This is a genomic window from Granulicella paludicola, assembly GCF_025685545.1.
Taxonomy (GTDB): domain Bacteria; phylum Acidobacteriota; class Terriglobia; order Terriglobales; family Acidobacteriaceae; genus Granulicella; species Granulicella paludicola.
On sequence record NZ_JAGSYC010000024.1, the window covers coordinates 568,427 to 584,149 of the forward strand.

At 59.0% G+C, this 15,723-nt stretch carries 15 protein-coding genes; 5 read left to right on the top strand and 10 right to left on the bottom strand.

What is annotated here, in order from left to right:
• Positions 1-74: 74 nt before the first annotated feature.
• A complete protein-coding gene (locus OHL14_RS11630; RefSeq protein ID WP_263379514.1) occupies positions 75-2,132 on the top strand; it encodes an NHL domain-containing protein in 2,058 nt (685 codons plus the stop codon).
• On the opposite strand, the gene rfbG is transcribed toward OHL14_RS11630, so the two are convergent.
• Together rfbG and rfbF are read right to left on the bottom strand one after the other, a co-directional pair.
• Positions 2,122-3,183 (bottom strand): CDP-glucose 4,6-dehydratase, encoded by a 1,062-nt coding sequence (rfbG, locus tag OHL14_RS11635; RefSeq protein WP_263379515.1) that lies wholly within the window; start codon positions 3,181-3,183, stop codon positions 2,122-2,124. The genes OHL14_RS11630 and rfbG overlap by 11 nt on opposite strands.
• Positions 3,184-3,190: 7 nt before the next feature.
• On the bottom strand, positions 3,191-3,961 hold the full coding sequence (gene rfbF, locus OHL14_RS11640) for a glucose-1-phosphate cytidylyltransferase (RefSeq protein WP_263379516.1): 771 nt from the start codon (positions 3,959-3,961) through the stop codon (positions 3,191-3,193).
• Positions 3,962-4,057: 96 nt separating this feature from the next.
• On the opposite strand from rfbF, the gene rfbH reads away from it, so the two are divergent.
• The gene (rfbH, locus tag OHL14_RS11645) at positions 4,058-5,395 is read left to right on the top strand and encodes a lipopolysaccharide biosynthesis protein RfbH (RefSeq protein ID WP_263379517.1); all 1,338 of its coding nucleotides are present in this window, start codon (positions 4,058-4,060) and stop codon (positions 5,393-5,395) included.
• Here rfbH and OHL14_RS11650 read toward each other — a convergent pair.
• The 8 genes from OHL14_RS11650 to OHL14_RS11685 all read right to left on the bottom strand — a co-directional run bounded on the left by OHL14_RS11650 (position 5,392) and on the right by OHL14_RS11685 (position 11,009).
• A complete protein-coding gene (locus tag OHL14_RS11650; RefSeq protein WP_263379518.1) occupies positions 5,392-6,405 on the bottom strand; it encodes an NAD-dependent epimerase/dehydratase family protein in 1,014 nt (337 codons plus the stop codon). The genes rfbH and OHL14_RS11650 overlap by 4 nt on opposite strands.
• 17 nt (positions 6,406-6,422) lie before the next feature.
• The gene (locus tag OHL14_RS11655; RefSeq protein WP_263379519.1) at positions 6,423-6,698 is read right to left on the bottom strand and encodes an ankyrin repeat domain-containing protein; all 276 of its coding nucleotides are present in this window, start codon (positions 6,696-6,698) and stop codon (positions 6,423-6,425) included.
• Positions 6,698-7,309: a D-sedoheptulose 7-phosphate isomerase gene (locus tag OHL14_RS11660; protein ID WP_263379520.1), complete on the bottom strand. Its 612-nt coding sequence runs from the start codon at positions 7,307-7,309 to the stop codon at positions 6,698-6,700. Before OHL14_RS11660 ends, OHL14_RS11655 begins: the two co-directional genes overlap by 1 nt.
• Positions 7,310-7,317: 8 nt before the next feature.
• Positions 7,318-8,298 carry a glycosyltransferase family 2 protein gene (locus tag OHL14_RS11665; protein WP_263379521.1) on the bottom strand — a complete coding sequence of 327 codons (981 nt, stop codon included), beginning with the start codon at positions 8,296-8,298 and terminating at the stop codon, positions 7,318-7,320.
• 53 nt (positions 8,299-8,351) lie between these two features.
• On the bottom strand, positions 8,352-8,936 hold the full coding sequence (locus OHL14_RS11670; RefSeq protein WP_263379522.1) for a GtrA family protein: 585 nt from the start codon (positions 8,934-8,936) through the stop codon (positions 8,352-8,354).
• A 6-nt stretch (positions 8,937-8,942) separates the two neighbouring features.
• Positions 8,943-9,506, bottom strand: coding sequence for a KdsC family phosphatase (locus tag OHL14_RS11675; RefSeq protein ID WP_263379523.1), 564 nt, complete (start codon positions 9,504-9,506; stop codon positions 8,943-8,945).
• The gene (locus OHL14_RS11680; protein ID WP_263379524.1) at positions 9,506-10,384 is read right to left on the bottom strand and encodes an N-acetylneuraminate synthase family protein; all 879 of its coding nucleotides are present in this window, start codon (positions 10,382-10,384) and stop codon (positions 9,506-9,508) included. The genes OHL14_RS11675 and OHL14_RS11680 overlap by 1 nt, the downstream gene beginning before the upstream one ends.
• A 256-nt stretch (positions 10,385-10,640) precedes the next feature.
• On the bottom strand, positions 10,641-11,009 hold the full coding sequence (locus OHL14_RS11685; protein WP_263379525.1) for a cupin domain-containing protein: 369 nt from the start codon (positions 11,007-11,009) through the stop codon (positions 10,641-10,643).
• 270 nt (positions 11,010-11,279) lie between these two features.
• Here OHL14_RS11685 and OHL14_RS11690 point away from each other — a divergent pair, with 270 nt between their 5' ends.
• The 3 genes from OHL14_RS11690 to OHL14_RS11700 all read left to right on the top strand — a co-directional run bounded on the left by OHL14_RS11690 (position 11,280) and on the right by OHL14_RS11700 (position 15,659).
• Positions 11,280-12,638, top strand: a complete 1,359-nt coding sequence (locus tag OHL14_RS11690) for an ammonium transporter (RefSeq protein ID WP_396271314.1) — start codon at positions 11,280-11,282, stop codon at positions 12,636-12,638.
• Between the two features lie 39 nt (positions 12,639-12,677).
• Positions 12,678-13,016 carry a P-II family nitrogen regulator gene (locus OHL14_RS11695; RefSeq protein ID WP_263379527.1) on the top strand — a complete coding sequence of 113 codons (339 nt, stop codon included), beginning with the start codon at positions 12,678-12,680 and terminating at the stop codon, positions 13,014-13,016.
• 108 nt (positions 13,017-13,124) lie between these two features.
• Positions 13,125-15,659, top strand: coding sequence for a [protein-PII] uridylyltransferase family protein (locus tag OHL14_RS11700; RefSeq protein ID WP_263379528.1), 2,535 nt, complete (start codon positions 13,125-13,127; stop codon positions 15,657-15,659).
• The last annotated feature ends 64 nt before the right edge of the window (positions 15,660-15,723 follow it).

Genomic DNA, 15,723 nt, shown 5'->3' on the forward strand with positions numbered 1-15,723 from the left:
CCGCTGAGGGCGCGCTATCATAAGGACGAATCCGCACAGTGCAATCGGGCCCGCACACACAGAGGAGGATTCGTTTGTCGTTCGTCAGACTCACGGCGATGCTGTTCTTCTCCATCGCATCGCTGCCTGCACAGATCGCCGCCAACTCGATCCAGCTGCCTGTCGCGCTCGCATACGATGCGGCTGGCAACCTCTACTTCGCCGACGCGAACCGCCATCAGATCTTCGAAGCCACGCTCGGCGGCCAGCTTCTGGTCCTGGCAGGTAGCGGAACGCAAGGTTTCGCCGGCGATGGAGCCGCAGCAACCGCAGCCCGGCTGAACGCACCGCAAGCGCTCGCTATCGGCGCAGACGGCACGATCTACCTCGCAGATACAGGCAACAACGTCATCCGCGCCGTCTCAAACGGCGTCATCACCACGATCGCTGGAACCGGCAAAGCGGCCTTCTCGGGTGATGGCGGTCCAGCGATCGCAGCCTCTCTCGCTGAGCCGAACGCGCTCGCGCTCGACAGCTCCGGCGCTCTGTTGATCGCCGACAGCGGTAACCATTGCATCCGTCGCGTCTCGAACGGCATCATCACCACGATCGCAGGCAACGGCACGCAAGGATTCTCCGGCGACGGATTCATCGCAAAGGCAGCCCAGCTCGATACGCCTTCAGGGATCACCATTGGTGCCAGTGGAAGCCTCTTCATCTCAGACACGCATAACCATCGCATCCGTGTCGTCGACAGCACCGGCATCATGAATACCTTCGCAGGAACCGGAAAGCCGGGATTCTCCGGTGATAACGGGCCTTCTGCCGCAGCGCAGCTCGACTCCCCAAAGGGACTCGCGATCGCGAACGCAGGCGTGCTCCTCATCGCTGACGCGAACAACCAGCGCATCCGGAGCATCAACTCTCAATCCGTCATCAGCACACTCGCTGGCAACGCAACGCAGGGCTCAGCTGCCGATGGAACCATCGCGCTGGCCGCCGCTCTCAACACCCCGCGATCGCTGGCCATCAACAGTTTTGGCTACCTCGCCATCGCCGACGCTCCCAATCACGTCGTTCGCGTTCTGGCTGCAGACGGCAAGTTGTATCTTCCAGATGCTTTCACCAATCGAATCTCGACCGTCGCGCTCACAGCAGCATCGAACGCGACCATCGCCGTCGCAGGACAAGCTGCAATCCCACAAGGAGTTGTACAACTCCTCGCTGACGGTGCGACCTTCGCGACCGTCACGCTCACCTCAGGTACCGCGACCGTCCCGCTGACGGCGCTCACTCCTGGCAGCCACACAATTACCGCCTTTTACGCAGGTGACGGCCTCAACCCCGCAGCCAGCAGCACGGCACTCACGCTTTCCACGGCAAAAGCTACGACAGCGGTAGTGACAGCGCCGCCTTCGTCGAACGACTTTGCCGGGATGCCTTTGCTGCTGAACGCCAATGTCACATCCGTCACAAAAGGCACTCCTACAGGTACCGTCAACTTCATCGAAGCGGGCACGACTGTTGCGGCAGCGCAGCTCGCCGCAGGCATCGCCTCAGGGGTCTATCTCGCTCCCGCGGCGGGGACACATACGATCATCGCGAGCTATCTTGGCGACAACAACTTTTCGCCAAGCGCGGCGCCTGCGGTCATCGCTACTGTCAAGCCCATGCCAGACTTTACTCTTGCCACCACCGGAAGCACTTCCCAGACGATCGCCGCAGGCTCCATCGCAATCTACACGCTAAGCGTCACTCCGCAAAGCGGCGCTTTCACGGGCGCCGTCTCACTCAGCGCCAGTGGACTTCCCTTCGGAGCGACCGTTAGTTTCTCACCGCCGCAGCTCGTTCCGGGTGCGTCCTCCGCGACTTCTACAATGTCCATCCAGACACTGACTTCTATAGTTCAGCTGAGGAGCACTCCGGGCAGTCTTTACGCTCTGCTGTGTCTCCCACTACTTCTGCTGCGCCGGCGTTCACGGCGTCTCCTGCCGATCTGTGGACTCATCGTGATTGCTGGCTGCGGCACCCGCATTAATCAGCCGCCAACACCCGCTGCAGCCAGCTACCCGATCATCGTAAGCGCTACAGGCACAAATCTGGCAGGGGCGGTCGTTGTCCACACCACCACGGTGACGCTGACTATCGAGTAGCCAGTCCCTCGTAGCGCGCAATCTGTTCCAGGGTCAACGGTTGCAAATCGGCGCCTGACTGCCATGCCTTGTACCATTCCACGAGCCACTCCAACGCCTTTTCGAGCGATAGCTTCGGCTGCCAGCCAAGCTCCGTCCGTGCCTTGCTGGCATCGAGCTTCAGATACCTCGCTTCATGCACACCTTCATCCGCATCGAGCTCCCACTGCGCATCTTCACCCCACAGCGAGACCATGCGCTCGACGATCCACTGAACTGGCTGAGCATCTTCTTCTGCGGGGCCGAAGTTGAATGCCGAAGCATACTTCTCATCTTTGCTCAGCAGCTTCTCGGCAAGCTGCAGATAGCCCATCACTGGTTCCAACACGTGCTGCCATGGGCGAATCGCGCGCGGCCTCCGAATCTTCACCGTCTTATGAGCAAGGAAACCTTGGATGAGGTCAGGAATCAACCTATCCTCGGACCAATCGCCTCCACCGATCACGTTGCCTGCACGAGCTGTCGCCAGCGCAATGCCGCGCTCCGCCAGATAGCTCTGCCGATACGCAGCACTCACAATCTCCGCGCATGCCTTCGAGCTGGAGTAGGGATCATAGCCACCCAGAGCGTCGGTCTCTTTGTAGCCGCGCAGCGTCTCATGGTTCTCGTAGCACTTGTCCGTCGTCACGCTAACAACGGCTCGGACGCTCTCCGTCTTGCGAACTGCTTCCAGCACGCGTGCGGTACCTATCACGTTGGTCTCATAGGTGCCGATCGGATCGACGTAGCTGTACCGGACCAGCGGCTGCGCGGCCATGTGCAGAACAATCTCAGGAGCGAAGCTGGTCATTGCCTCATTAAGCCTTGCGCTGTCGCGGATGTCGCCACGAATGTCTTCGACTATGCTGCCGACCTTTGCCTCGATAAACAGGCTTGGCTGCGTTGCCGGATCAAGAGCGTAGCCACGGACGACCGCTCCCTTCTGCGCGAGCCATAGTGCGGTCCAGCCGCCCTTGAAGCCGGTGTGGCCAGTAAGAAAGACGCGCCTGCCGCTCCAGAAATCTGTACTCATTACGGCCTCACCATGTTTTCCAGGGAGCCTTCCCAGCACTCCACATCGCTTCAAGCTGCTGCTTATCGCGCAGCGTATCCATAGCCTGCCAGAAGCCATGGTGAAAGAACGCATGGACCTGTCCCTGCGTCACGAGCGTCTCGATGGGCTCGCGCTCGAACATTTGCGCATCATCGGTCACCGAGTCAATGGCCTTAGGACTCAGCACGAAAAAGCCGCCATTGATCCAGCCGCCTTCATCCTGTGGCTTTTCCTGGAAGGAATAGATCTGCGTGTCTTTTAGCCCCAGCGCGCCGAAGCGTGCCGGTGGCTGTACGCTTGTCAGCGTCACAAGCTTGCCGTGCTCTTTGTGGAAGGCAATCGACGCGGTGATATCGACATCGGCAAGGCCGTCGCCATAGGTCATGCAGAAGGCCTCTTCGCCTTCGAGATATGGCTTTACGCGGCGCAGACGGCCTCCCGTGCCGGAACTTTCGCCGGTGTCCACCAGTGTGACGCGCCAGGGCTCGGCGACACTGTTGTGCACGATCATCTTGTTTTCCTTCATGTCGAAGGTGACGTCGGACGTGTGCAGGAAGTAGTTCGCGAAGAACTCCTTGATGACATAGCCTTTGTAGCCGCAGCAGATCACAAAGTCGTTTATGCCATGCTGCGAGTAGAGCTTGAGGATGTGCCACAGGATCGGCCGGCCGCCGATCTCTACCATCGGCTTGGGTCGCAGCGAGGTTTCCTCAGATATGCGCGTTCCTAAACCGCCTGCAAGAATGATTGCCTTCATTGCTTCACGTCCTCAAATCGTTGTGCAGTCGCACTCGCTCATCATATCGCGGTCATAACTTAGCCCGCGCAGCGCTTTGTTATCCTTGATTCATCTATGAGTGAACGGTCCGAACAGCTTCGGCAACAGATCCTCCAACTAACCGCTGAATATCATGCCGAAGCCTTTGCGCCCCGTGAGTTTACGCCGGGCAGCTCCGCCGTGCCCGTCTCGGGCAAAGTGATCGACGCTGCGGATATGGCCGCGGTGGTTGACTCTGCGCTCGACGGATGGTTTACCACGGGTCGCTGGGCCAAGGATTTCGAGCGCAAGCTGGCCCGCTTTGTGGGACTTCGTTCGGCTTCGCTGGTGAACTCAGGATCATCTGCGAACCTCGTGGCGCTCTCGGCGCTTACCAGTCCGAAACTCGGAGACCGCGCTCTCAAGGCTGGTGACGAGGTCATCACTGTTGCCGCTGGTTTTCCGACGACGGTGAATCCGATCTTTCAGAACCGCCTCGTGCCGGTTTTTCTCGACGTGACACTGCCGACGTACGAGATTGATGTGACCCAGTTGGAAGCTGCACGTACCGAGAAGACGAAGGCGGTGATGATCGCACACACGCTTGGGAACGTGTTCGATCTTGACGCAATCTCAGCGTTCTGCAAGCAGCACAACTTATGGTTGATTGAGGACTGTTGCGACGCTCTCGGCTCGACCTACAAGGGCCGCCATGTGGGCACATTCGGCGATATTGCGACGATCAGCTTCTATCCCGCGCACCACATCACGATGGGCGAGGGCGGAGCGGTGTTGACGGATAAGCCGCAGCTGCAGTTACTGATCGACAGCTTCCGCGACTGGGGCCGCGACTGCTGGTGTGAACCGGGTGTGGACAATACCTGCGGTAAGCGTTTCGACTGGCAGCTGGGTACGTTGCCTTGCGGATACGACCACAAATATACGTATTCGCACGTTGGCTACAACCTGAAGGCGACGGACATGCAAGCAGCTCTTGGCTGCTCACAGATAGACAAGCTGCCGCACTTCATCGCTCGGCGCAAAGAGAACTTCGCATACCTCAAGGCTGCGCTGCAGCCGCTGGAGAATGTGTTAAAGCTGCCTGTAGCATCCGAGAACTCCGATCCAAGCTGGTTCGGTTTTCCAATCGGCATCAAGGCGGGAGCGCCATTTACACGCGATCAGCTAACGGCCGCGCTCGAAGCGCAGAAGATCGGCACACGCCTTCTCTTCGCAGGAAACTTACTGCGTCAGCCTGCATACGAGGGCTGGGAGTATCGCCAGATCGGCGAGCTGCCGAATACGGACTATGTGATGAACCACGTCTTTTGGATCGGCGTATATCCAGGCTTGAGTACGGAGATGCTCGATCACATCGTCGCAACGATGTTGAGCTTTGTAGCGCATGCGAAGGCAGGACTGAAGATCGTCTAACCGCGATACCACGCAGCGGTCTTTGTAATGGCCTCTCTCAGCTCGACGGTGACATGCAAACCTAGCTCAGAGCGTGCGCGTTCGATGGAAGGGACGTACGTTGCGGATCGTGTGTCAGATAGAGCGATGCCGTCGATCTGTATTTCAAGGCTAGGTCGCAGCGTCTCTGCCGTCAGTTTTGCCAGCGCTGCGATCGAAATGGCTGCATCCGAGCCGACGTTGTAGGCGCGGTCTGGCTGGCCTTTGGCGAGCAGCGTCCATAGCCATGCGGCGAGGTCGCTCATATAGAGATAAGACCGCAGTGGTGTGCCGTCACCCTTTATGTGGATGCGGCGCCCGGCCATCGCATCGCCGATGAAGTTGCCGAGAGCGAAGTGTGCATCGAGCGGCAGACGTGGGCCAACGAAGGCAAAACAGCGCGCAAGAACGCTGTCGATCCCGCTTTGCAGGCACAGATCTTCCGCAGCCTTCTTGGCAGTGTCATAGGCGCTGCTGGTGGGGTCTGGAGAGCCTGGATATGTCTCGGCTATTTGTGTGATGTCGGTGATGCCGCGGCCATAGACAGCGCCGCTCGAGACATAAAGCAGACGTCGCGCTTCTGTCTGCTTTGCAAAGTGAAGCACATGCCGCGTGCCTTCGATGATCTCGTCGGCCAGCGAATGTTCATCCTGTTGACCGCCGGAATCTGTCGCGGCATGGAGTATATGCGAGTGGCTGGTGGCAGGGAGGTCGAAGTTGCGGACATCGCCTTCAAGGAGCGTAACGGCTGGAGCTTCGGCGATCCATGGTGAGGCTGTGCGAAAGCGAGCAGCGTTGCGTGTGAGGACTGTGACTTGCAGGTCTATGTTCGTTGCGCGGTTGGCGTGGAGCAGCGACTCCAGCAGCCAATGCCCGAAGAAGCCTGTGCCGCCGGTGAGAAAGATGCGCGCACCACGCAGGGCCACGAAGCTCTCGCCCGCAAGCGTCAGTACTCGCTCAAGGTCTTCGGAGGGCAGCGGCTTTGAGAGCATTGTTGTTAGCTCGCGATCTATCCGTTGAGCAGCGAGACGAATTCTGTGAAGCCGCGCCTGGTGGCGATGCTCTCGGCGGTGTCACCCTTGGCGTTCGTGGCGGCCTTATTAGCGCTCGCTTCGAGAAGCGCCTGTCCGACGGAGATACTTCCCTCGACTGCTGCAAGCATCAGCAGCGTCCAACCATTCTCGTTGGTGAGATTGGCGTTCAGACCCTCAGCGAGCGCCTTGCGCAGCGCCGCTTCGTCTCCACGCTTGATGATTGTCTGTGCTGCACGATAAGAAATTGCCATTACTCCGCCAGTTCCTGGGGCTTCGTCCCAAAGTCAATTCCAAAGATATACCGTTCGACCACCATGCAATAGATGTGCTCCAGCGCGAGATGCGATTCCTGGATGTTCATCGTGGTGTCTGACGGGATGATGATGTTGATCTCGGCGAGCGCGGCCATTGATCCTCCGTTGTTGCCGGTGAATGCAATCGTGTGGACATTCAGCTTTTGCGCCTGCGCGAGAGCCTTCACACAGTTCTTTGAGTTACCGCTGGTGGAGATAGCCAGCAGCACGTCGCCCGGCATCGCCAGCGCCTCGATCTGACGCTCGAAGACGTTGTCGTAGCTGTAGTCATTCCCGATGGCGGTGAGAATGCTGGTGTCGGTGGTCAAAGCAATGGCGCGCAGCGCAGGCCTGTCGACAGTGAGCCGTGAGACGAACTCTGCAACGAGGTGCTGTGCGTCGGCAGCGGAACCGCCATTGCCGCAGACCATGAGCTTGCGGCCGTTTCTCATTGCATCAGCCGTAATGCGGCCCGCTTCTACGACTGCTGCATGGATCTGGTCGTCTTCCAGCACGCGGGTCATCGTCGCAATGGATTGTACGAGCTGCGTCTTTACTAACTGTTTCATTCTGTCTGTCATGGCAGCGTCACCGGCTCCTGCCGAGGACTTGCTGCAGGAGTGTCAAAGTTGAGGCGCTCGAGCTCAACCGCATATGGGCGATGCTGAAGCTGCGTGTAAATTGCGCCGACATATTCGCCCATGATGCCGAGGAATACCAGCATGATGGATTGCAGGAAGAACAGGCCGATAATCATCGGAGCCACGCCGACCGAGAACGTGTACCAGAAGATGAGCTTGGCCAACAGATATCCGAACGCTGCCATCAACGACAGGGCTGCTCCCGCGAAACCCGCGAAGGTCGCGAGCCGCAACGGCACCTTCGAATGGTTGATGATGCCCAACATGCCGATGTCGTACAGCGTGTACCAGTTGTTCTTGGTGACACCGAACTTCCGTGCAGGCTGGTCGTATTCAAGCTTGACGGTTGGAAGGCCGATCTCGGCAATCATGCCGCGGAAGTAAGGATAGGGATCGTCGAAGCTCTTCACCAGATCGACGACCTTGCGATCATAGAGGCCGAAACCGGTGTAGTTCTGGATTGTCTCCAAGGAACTGAGCCGCTCGGCCACCTTGTAATACTGCTTGCGCAGCCAAAACATTACCGAACTTTCTTCGCTGGTTCTCTTGATGCCGAGCACGCAGTAGGCGCCTTTTTCCCATTCGGCGATCAGATCGACGATCATCGGCGGTGGGTCCTGCAGGTCGGCAACGATGCCGATCATTGCGTCGCCGCGGGCCTGAAAGAGCGCATGGATAGGTGAGCGGATGTGTCCGAAGTTGCGCGCGTTCACGATGATCTTTACGTTCGGATCTTCGGCAGCGATCATCTTGAGAATCGCAACGGTGTTGTCCCTGGAGGCGTTGTCGATGAAGATGTGCTCGTACTGGTAGCGGCCGATCTGCGCCATCACGGCGCGCACCTGGTTATAGAGATTCAGTACATTCGCCTCTTCGTTGTAGCAGGGCGTAATGATCGAGATGGTCTTTGCGCTCAAAGGTTGGTGCTCTCCTGAAGCTCTCCAGCTAAGTAAGTCTATCTGAAGGATTGTTATGCCTTTGCCTTGAAGGTGACGTGTTTGTGGCCCATGAAGCTGTAGATGGTCGTGAAAAGGATCATCAGCGCACCGGCGATGTAGCCAGCCATGGCTTTGCCTGTTGCGATATGCGTCACCCAGCGCAGAGGCGCTCCGCTCAGGTGCTGCTCAAACGTATGTAGCATCGCGTGCAGAGGTACGCTGTCGCGATGGAATGTGGCCTGTAGCAGCTTTGTCAGGGCGGAGAGCGCAATGAGGCCTGGGATCATGCCGGTCCCGTAGACGGCGAAACACTTCAGCCACTCACGCACGAAGTTACCTTTTGTGCGGAAGACGAAGAACTTGTAGCCGAGGAAGGCGACGGTAATGTTGAGCGGGGTCACGATAACCGACGACAGCACAACCGTCAGATAGAGAAAACGCTGTGGCAACGCGTCGTTCAGCAGGGTCAGTGCGACGGCGAAGGTGACATACGCAAAAGCTGTGTTGAAGATGCCCACGCAGAGATAGCGGACGATCTGACCGGCAGGGAAGAGTGCTGCGACTCGCTCAAGCCGGGACTTCTTCATGACGGTTTCTTCGCGCAGGGTGTCATTCATGCGCGGCTACTCCGGGGCCTTCATCAGGAACACGTCGCGTCCGCTTTGATCGCGAGCTGCGAGCACCGCATCGGCAAACGTCCGCACCGCGCCGATGCCGCCATTCTCAGTCGAGACAAAGCCGCTGCCGGTCTTTGCGCGGTCGCTTACATAGCGGACCACCTCGTCGGCGGCGTTTGCGGGGCATGCAGACATCCCCGCAATTTCCATCGCGAAAAGGTCGTTCACGTCGTCGCCGAAGAAACAGATTTGATCGAGCTGGAGACCGAACTTCTCTGCGAACTCGCGCAGAGCGGTGGCCTTATCGCGGGTGCCTTTGGCTACAAAGGGAATATGCATCTTCTTTGCGAATAGGTCCACCTGCGGTGTGGCCTCGCCAGAGATCAGCGCCATCTTCAGCCCAAGTCGACGCAGCAAGCTGATGCCCATGATGTCGGTGAAGGAAAAGGTCTTAAGCTCCTCGCCGGACGGCGACCACGTGAGTCGGCCGTCGGTGAGGACTCCGTCGACATCAAACGCAATGGCCTGCAAGGTGCGCAGGCCATTCGTCAGCGATTCGGTCGTAGCCATTAGACTGCGGCACCCACGCGGCGCAGCTTCTTCATGACGGGGATCTCTTCTTCGTAGACGCGCTTGATGCCATCGCCCATCGACTGCTCGCAGAGACGAATGTCGCGCACGAGGCGGGAGATGCCGTTCGGTTCAAGTGAGGCTGCCTGGTCTGAGCCCCACATGGCGCGATCCATTGTGATGTGTCGCTCGACACAGCAGGCGCCGAGGACGCGGGCGGCAACCGAGGTCGGAATGCCTGTCTCATGGCCGGAGTAGCCAACCGGAATGCCATAACGCTCGATCATGCTGGGGATGGCCTTCAAGTTAAGCTGTTCGTACTTGGCCGGATAGGTAGATGTCGTGTGCATCAGGATGAGGTTTTCTTTGCCCAGCACCTCAACCGCATGGTCGATCTCGGCATAGGTGCTCATACCGGTGGATGCGATGATCGGCTTTCCGGTCTTGCGCACATGGCGAAGAAGCGCGTCATCGGTCAGCGACGCGGAGGCGATCTTGTATACCGGGGTATCGAACTTCTCGATGAAGTCGACACTGGCCTCGTCCCAGGGAGAGACGAACCAGTCGATCTTGACCTGTTTACAGAAGTTGTCGATCTCGGCATAATCCTCAGCGTCGAACTCGAGACCGTGTTTCAGGTCACCGTTGGTGTCGCCGAAGGGATTGGGTCGCGGCGTCGCGAGTTCGGCGGCGGTGTAGACCACGTCGATGGTGCGCTTTTGGAACTTCACGGCGTCGCAGCCTGCGGCCACGGCTACCGAGATCAGGCGCTTGGCCAGGTCGACATCGCCGTTGTGATTAATGCCGATCTCCGCGATGACATAACAGGGGTGCTCTGCGCCGAGCTGCTTCTTGCCAAGGGTAACGCTGCTGCTCATGAAGGTCTCCATCCCTGGCTCTAGCCGTCCAGGTTGTTGCATTCTGTTGACTGTATTTGGCTACTGCTGTGGTCCCGCCAATCAAAAAGCGAAAGTGTCTTCGACCACGGCTTACCGACTCTCGGATTCTTACAGGGAATCTCTCGGGGTGTCTACCAAAGCGAGGTGAATCAATCAGTTATCCGTGCCATTTGACGCGGATTCCAGACCTGACGTTTCGGTTGCGTTGAGGATATTGGCGCAGAGCGTTGCAACGTCAGCGCAGGTAGCTGTCGTCGCGAGTGATCCAGTCCTGCCGCGGAGGAGCAAATACGTCGAAGTCGACTGTATCTTCCATCGCTTCGGCAGAGTGGGGAAGGTGGCCGGGGATGACGAGTACCTCGCCGGCTCGAACTGTCTTCTCTACGGGCGCGTGCTCATCGCCCAGCAGAAATCGCAGGGCTCCACTCTCGATAAACGAAATCTGCTCGTTTGGGTGGCTATGCCTCGGCACCACGCAGCCCTTCTTCAGCACAATCCGTGCCAGCATCGACTGCTCGCCGGCCACAAACTGCCGGGTCAGCAGGTCATTCATCGGTTCTTCGGGAATCTCGCTCCAGCTTGTGTGTTGCAGATCGTTTGTCATCGACTCAGCTTACAGGCTGTCTAGTCGACAAGCTTCCGTTTTTCAGGGAACACCCTGCGATCGGGATGAAGGGCTCGTGAGAACGTGTTGTAAAGTAGTCATAACAACTTTAAAAGCTGCTGCCCTCGACGCCCGGCGTTCGCCCTTTTGATCCTGTGGGAGAGGTGTAAGGCACTCGCGAAAGGCGCTATTTTGATGGTTTGGTTTCACCAGCTCCCCGCCGCTGAACAGAGTGGTTCGGCGAAGTTCTTTCGCCGCCTCTGTCGAATCATGCCCTTTGCTGTAGTTCCGTTTCTGGGTACAGCGGGAACGCTGTTTGCACAGACCCCTGTCGTTACGGTGGATCGCCTGGCCGCCTTGGAGAAGGCTACCGCTGCAGCGCAGTCCAATGCCGACAATGCCTGGATGCTGGTGAGCGCGGCGCTGGTGCTGATGATGAGCGGTCCCGGCCTGGCGCTGTTCTATGGCGGCCTAGTGCGCAAGAAGAACATCCTCGGCACCATGATGCAGACCTTTGCCATGATGGCGATCGTCACGGTTCTCTGGGCGTTTCTCACCTATTCGCTGGCGTTCGCTCCGGGCAATGCCTTCATCGGCGGCTTCAGCCATGTCTTTCTTCACGGCGTCGGTCTCGCTCCCAACGCTGGCTATGCGCCGACGATTCCTGAGCAGACCTTCATGATCTACCAGTTAATGTTTGCGATCATCACGCCCGCTCTCATCACTGGCGCATTTGCCGAGCGCATGAAGTTTTCTGCGATGCTGGCCTTTCTTACGCTCTGGGCCATCTTCGTTTACAGCCCCATGGCGCATATGGTCTGGGGCATTGGCGGTTTCCTGAACGTCACTGGCGGCAAATTTCCCTGCCTCGACTTCGCTGGCGGCACGGTAGTCCACGTCACTTCCGGTGTCTCCGCGCTCGTAACGGCTCTCTATCTGGGGAAGCGTCTCGGATATCCCCAGAAGGCGATGCCGCCGCACTCGGTGGTTCTCAGCTTTATCGGTGCCTGCCTTCTCTGGGTAGGCTGGTTCGGGTTCAACGCCGGTTCGGCGCTTGGTTCCGGCTCGCTGGCGACTTCGGCCTTTGTTGCGACGCACTTTGGCGCCGCCGCTGCGGCTATCGGCTGGCTGGCTGCGGAGTGGGTTCGCAACGGTAAGCCCTCCGCGCTGGGTGGTATCTCAGGCGCCGTGGCTGGGCTCGTCGGAATCACCCCGGCTGCCGGTTTTGTTACCCCGATGGGAGCGCTCTGGATCGGCCTCATCGTCGGCGTCTTCTGCTTCTTCATGGTCGTCAAGGTCAAGAATATTTTTGGCTACGACGATTCGCTCGATGCCTTTGGCGTCCACGGCGCAGGCGGAACGCTCGGTGCGATCCTCACCGGACTGTTCGCTCGTGCCTTCATCAATCCGGGGGTGAACATTAATGGCCTGTTCGCCGGAAACGCCAGGCAGCTGCTGAACCAGTTTGTAGGTGTCGGCCTCGCGTGGACTATCTCCATCATCGGAACCCTGATAATTCTGTTCATTGTTGATAAGCTCATTGGGCTGCGCCTTAGCGAGGATGACGAGCGCGAAGGTCTGGATATCACCCAGCATGGCGAAGAGGGCTATGACTGGGAGCATGCCTAAAGAAATCCAACAACCACCGGAAACGGAAGAGTGAGTCGAATGCAAAAGATTGAAGCAGTCATCCAACCCTCCAAGCTGGACGCCGTCAAGGACGCTCTGGTCGAAGCGGGCATCTCGGGAATCACCATCTTTGAGGCCCGCGGCCACGGCCGCCAGAAGGGCCACACGGAGTTTTACCGAGGCCGCGAGTACGCCGTCGATCTCCTGCCTAAGATCAAGCTGGAGCTTGTTGTTACGGACGACCTCGCAGAAAAGGCCATTCAGGCCATCATCACCTCAGCCCGCACCGGACGTATCGGTGACGGCAAAATCTTCGTTTCGAAGATCGACGAGGCCATTCGGATTCGCAACGACGAGCGCGGGGAGATTGCGCTGTAAGGGGGAGCAGCGATCAGCGACCAGAGCCATAGTGGTGCAGGACTTCGTGGAGAGTACGAGCGGCAGCTCGCCGAGATTCGTCGCGGTTTTGAGCTGACCGGGGATGGTTTGCGTGCTGCCGCCGCGCGCGCTGCCTTCGTTAATCAGATCATCCTGCGGCTTTGGGCAACCGAGACCGCGGCTCAGCCCCGGCTTCTAAAAGGCGTTGCTATCGCCGCTGTCGGCGGCTTCGGTCGGGGTCTGCTATTCCCCTACTCTGACGTAGACATTTTGTTTTGTGTCGAAAAATCGGTAGGCGCGCTCGCCAAACAACCGATTCGCCAGCTCTCCCAGCAGCTGTGGGACTGCGGTCTGCAGGTCTCCATGAGCACGAGGATGACATCCGACTGCGAACGCTTTGAGCCGGGCAATCCTGAGTTCGCGATCTCCCTGCTCGACCTTCGCTCCATTGGTGGCGATGTCGAATTGTTCGCGCGGCTGCAGGATAAGACCGTTGCCAAGCTGCGCACCAAGGACGCCAAATCGATCGCCGCGGAGCTCGCGCGACTAACGCTGGAGCGCCACGGCAAATACGGCAACACTCTTTTCCATCTGGAACCCAATATCAAGGAGTGCCCCGGAGGCTTGCGCGATGTGAACGTCTGCGAATGGCTGCGTTCGCTGCGCAAGGACGCTTTGGAAGACTCGGAAAGCGAATTCCATAGCGCGCTTGCCTTCCTGGCTTCGGTGCGATGCTTCCTGCACTACCGTCATCAGCGCGACGACAATACGCTCGATTGGCTGGCACAAGATGCCGCAGCCGAGCAGGGCATTGGGCTCGGCCGGTCCGCTGTCGGAGCGCACCGTGTCGACGCTGCTTACTGGATGCGCGCGTACTTTCGCCACGCCCGCATTATCGAGCGCAGCCTTATCCGCGAGGCCGAAACCTCGGAGGTCCGCCTCGAGAGCGGACCCTCCTCGCGCCGCCTCAAGCTGCCACCGACGCCCGGCTTCAGGCTGGAGGGCGGCCGTATTGAACTGGCACCGCGCAGCGCTGGCGGCTTCGATCCAGCACGCGATCCAGAGATTGTGCTGGCGGCCTTTGCCGCGATGGCCCGCACTGCCGCTCGCTTCAGCCCGGAGAGCGAGGAGCGTATCGGCGATGCCATCCCGCTGCTCTCAGCGAACCTCGAAGAAGGTCCCGGCCTGTGGCAGCAGCTTTCGGCCATCCTCACCGGCGAACGAGCCGGTGTGGCCCTTCGCACGATGCACGCGCTTGGCATGTTGGAGTTGATCCTGCCTGAATTCCATGGCATCGATGCGCTTGTGATCCGCGACGCCTACCACCGCTACACGGTCGATGAGCACACCTTCGTGCTGATTGACACGCTCCACGACCTTGAGACTGAGCCGCCCACGGGAGCGCCCGACTGGCGTGTTAAGTTCGGCTCCATGGTGCGCGAACTTCAAAACCCTGCGCTGCTCTATCTTGCCGCGCTTCTTCACGACACCGGCAAGGGCCACTCCGGAGACAGCCACGCGAGTGAGAGTGCCCGCATGGCACGCGATGTGCTGACGCGGCTGGAGATGGACTCCTATGATGCAGCACTGGTTCTACATCTGATCGAAAGCCATCTCGATATGTCTGCCGCGCTGCGCCGGGATATCTTCGACACCGAAACCGTTCGCAACTTCGCAGCCAAAGTGCAAACGCATGAGGCCCTGCGCATGTTGACGCTCTTTACCTATGCAGATATTGCGGCGGTGCATCCGGATGCGCTAACCCCCTGGAAGGCCGAAAATCTGTGGCGACTTTCCATGGCCGCGGCGAATCATCTCGACCGCAACGTCGACGAGGACCGTTTTCACGCTACGGGTGCTGCGGAAGACGCGGCTCCGGTGAGCACAGAGACACGCGACAAACTGACCCGCGTCCTCTCGCTCAACCGCGGGCATGAGTCTGCAGTGCGTGAGTTCCTTGAAGGCTTCCCGGAGCGCTACGTCAACACGCGTTCGCCTGAGGTCATCGCGCAGCACTTCCAGATGACCCATAACTTCGCCGTGGAGCCCTTTCAGATCGCCTTTCAGCATGGAGCGGTGAGTGAGATCACGCTGGTTACACAGGACCGCCCCCGCCTCTTCGCTGGGATGGCAGCGGCGCTGGCTGCCTGGGGAATGAATGTGGTGACGGCTGACGCCTTTGCGAACTCTGCCGGCGTCATCGTCGATACCTTCCGCTTCACCGATACCTTCCTCACGCTTGAGCTAAACCAATCAGAGCGAGAGAGGTTTGTCTCGAGCGTTCGCGAGCTGGTTTCCGGTAAAGCCTCTGTGGAAAAGCTCCTCAGTAGTCGGCGCCGCGTCCGCCGCAAGGCTCCCCGCGTCGTGGCCGAGACGCGCGTTGAGATCGACAACACTGCCTCCTCGCACAGCACTCTGGTGCAGATCATCGCGCAGGATGTTCCAGGGCTGCTGCGTGCCGTCAGTGCCACCTTTGGAACGCTGGGCCACAACCTGGAAGTGGCTTTAATCGACACCGAAGGCGAAACCGCGATCGACGTCTTCTACATCACCTCCGACGGGGATAAGCTCGACGGTTTACAGGAAGCCGAGCTCCGGACGGCGCTGTTGAAGGCCATCGCAGAGAACGCCGAAGCTACTTAGTTAGCTGCACTGACCAATACCTGTGGCTGGTGACGCTTCCAGCCAACTAGCTTCGCTTGAAGCG

Excerpts from the sequence above, each read along its gene's own strand:
- rfbG (WP_263379515.1), bottom strand. The coding sequence starts at position 3,183 with ATGAGTACAGATTTCTGGAGCGGCAGGCGCGTCTTTCTTACTGGCCAC.
- rfbF (WP_263379516.1), bottom strand. The coding sequence starts at position 3,961 with ATGAAGGCAATCATTCTTGCAGGCGGTTTAGGAACGCGCATATCTGAG.
- rfbH (WP_263379517.1), top strand. The coding sequence starts at position 4,058 with ATGAGTGAACGGTCCGAACAGCTTCGGCAACAGATCCTCCAACTAACC.
- OHL14_RS11650 (WP_263379518.1), bottom strand. The coding sequence starts at position 6,405 with ATGCTCTCAAAGCCGCTGCCCTCCGAAGACCTTGAGCGAGTACTGACG.
- OHL14_RS11655 (WP_263379519.1), bottom strand. The coding sequence starts at position 6,698 with ATGGCAATTTCTTATCGTGCAGCACAGACAATCATCAAGCGTGGAGAC.
- OHL14_RS11660 (WP_263379520.1), bottom strand. The coding sequence starts at position 7,309 with ATGAAACAGTTAGTAAAGACGCAGCTCGTACAATCCATTGCGACGATG.
- OHL14_RS11670 (WP_263379522.1), bottom strand. The coding sequence starts at position 8,936 with ATGAATGACACCCTGCGCGAAGAAACCGTCATGAAGAAGTCCCGGCTT.
- OHL14_RS11675 (WP_263379523.1), bottom strand. The coding sequence starts at position 9,506 with ATGGCTACGACCGAATCGCTGACGAATGGCCTGCGCACCTTGCAGGCC.
- OHL14_RS11680 (WP_263379524.1), bottom strand. The coding sequence starts at position 10,384 with ATGAGCAGCAGCGTTACCCTTGGCAAGAAGCAGCTCGGCGCAGAGCAC.
- OHL14_RS11685 (WP_263379525.1), bottom strand. The coding sequence starts at position 11,009 with ATGACAAACGATCTGCAACACACAAGCTGGAGCGAGATTCCCGAAGAA.
- OHL14_RS11690 (WP_396271314.1), top strand. The coding sequence starts at position 11,280 with ATGCCCTTTGCTGTAGTTCCGTTTCTGGGTACAGCGGGAACGCTGTTT.
- OHL14_RS11695 (WP_263379527.1), top strand. The coding sequence starts at position 12,678 with ATGCAAAAGATTGAAGCAGTCATCCAACCCTCCAAGCTGGACGCCGTC.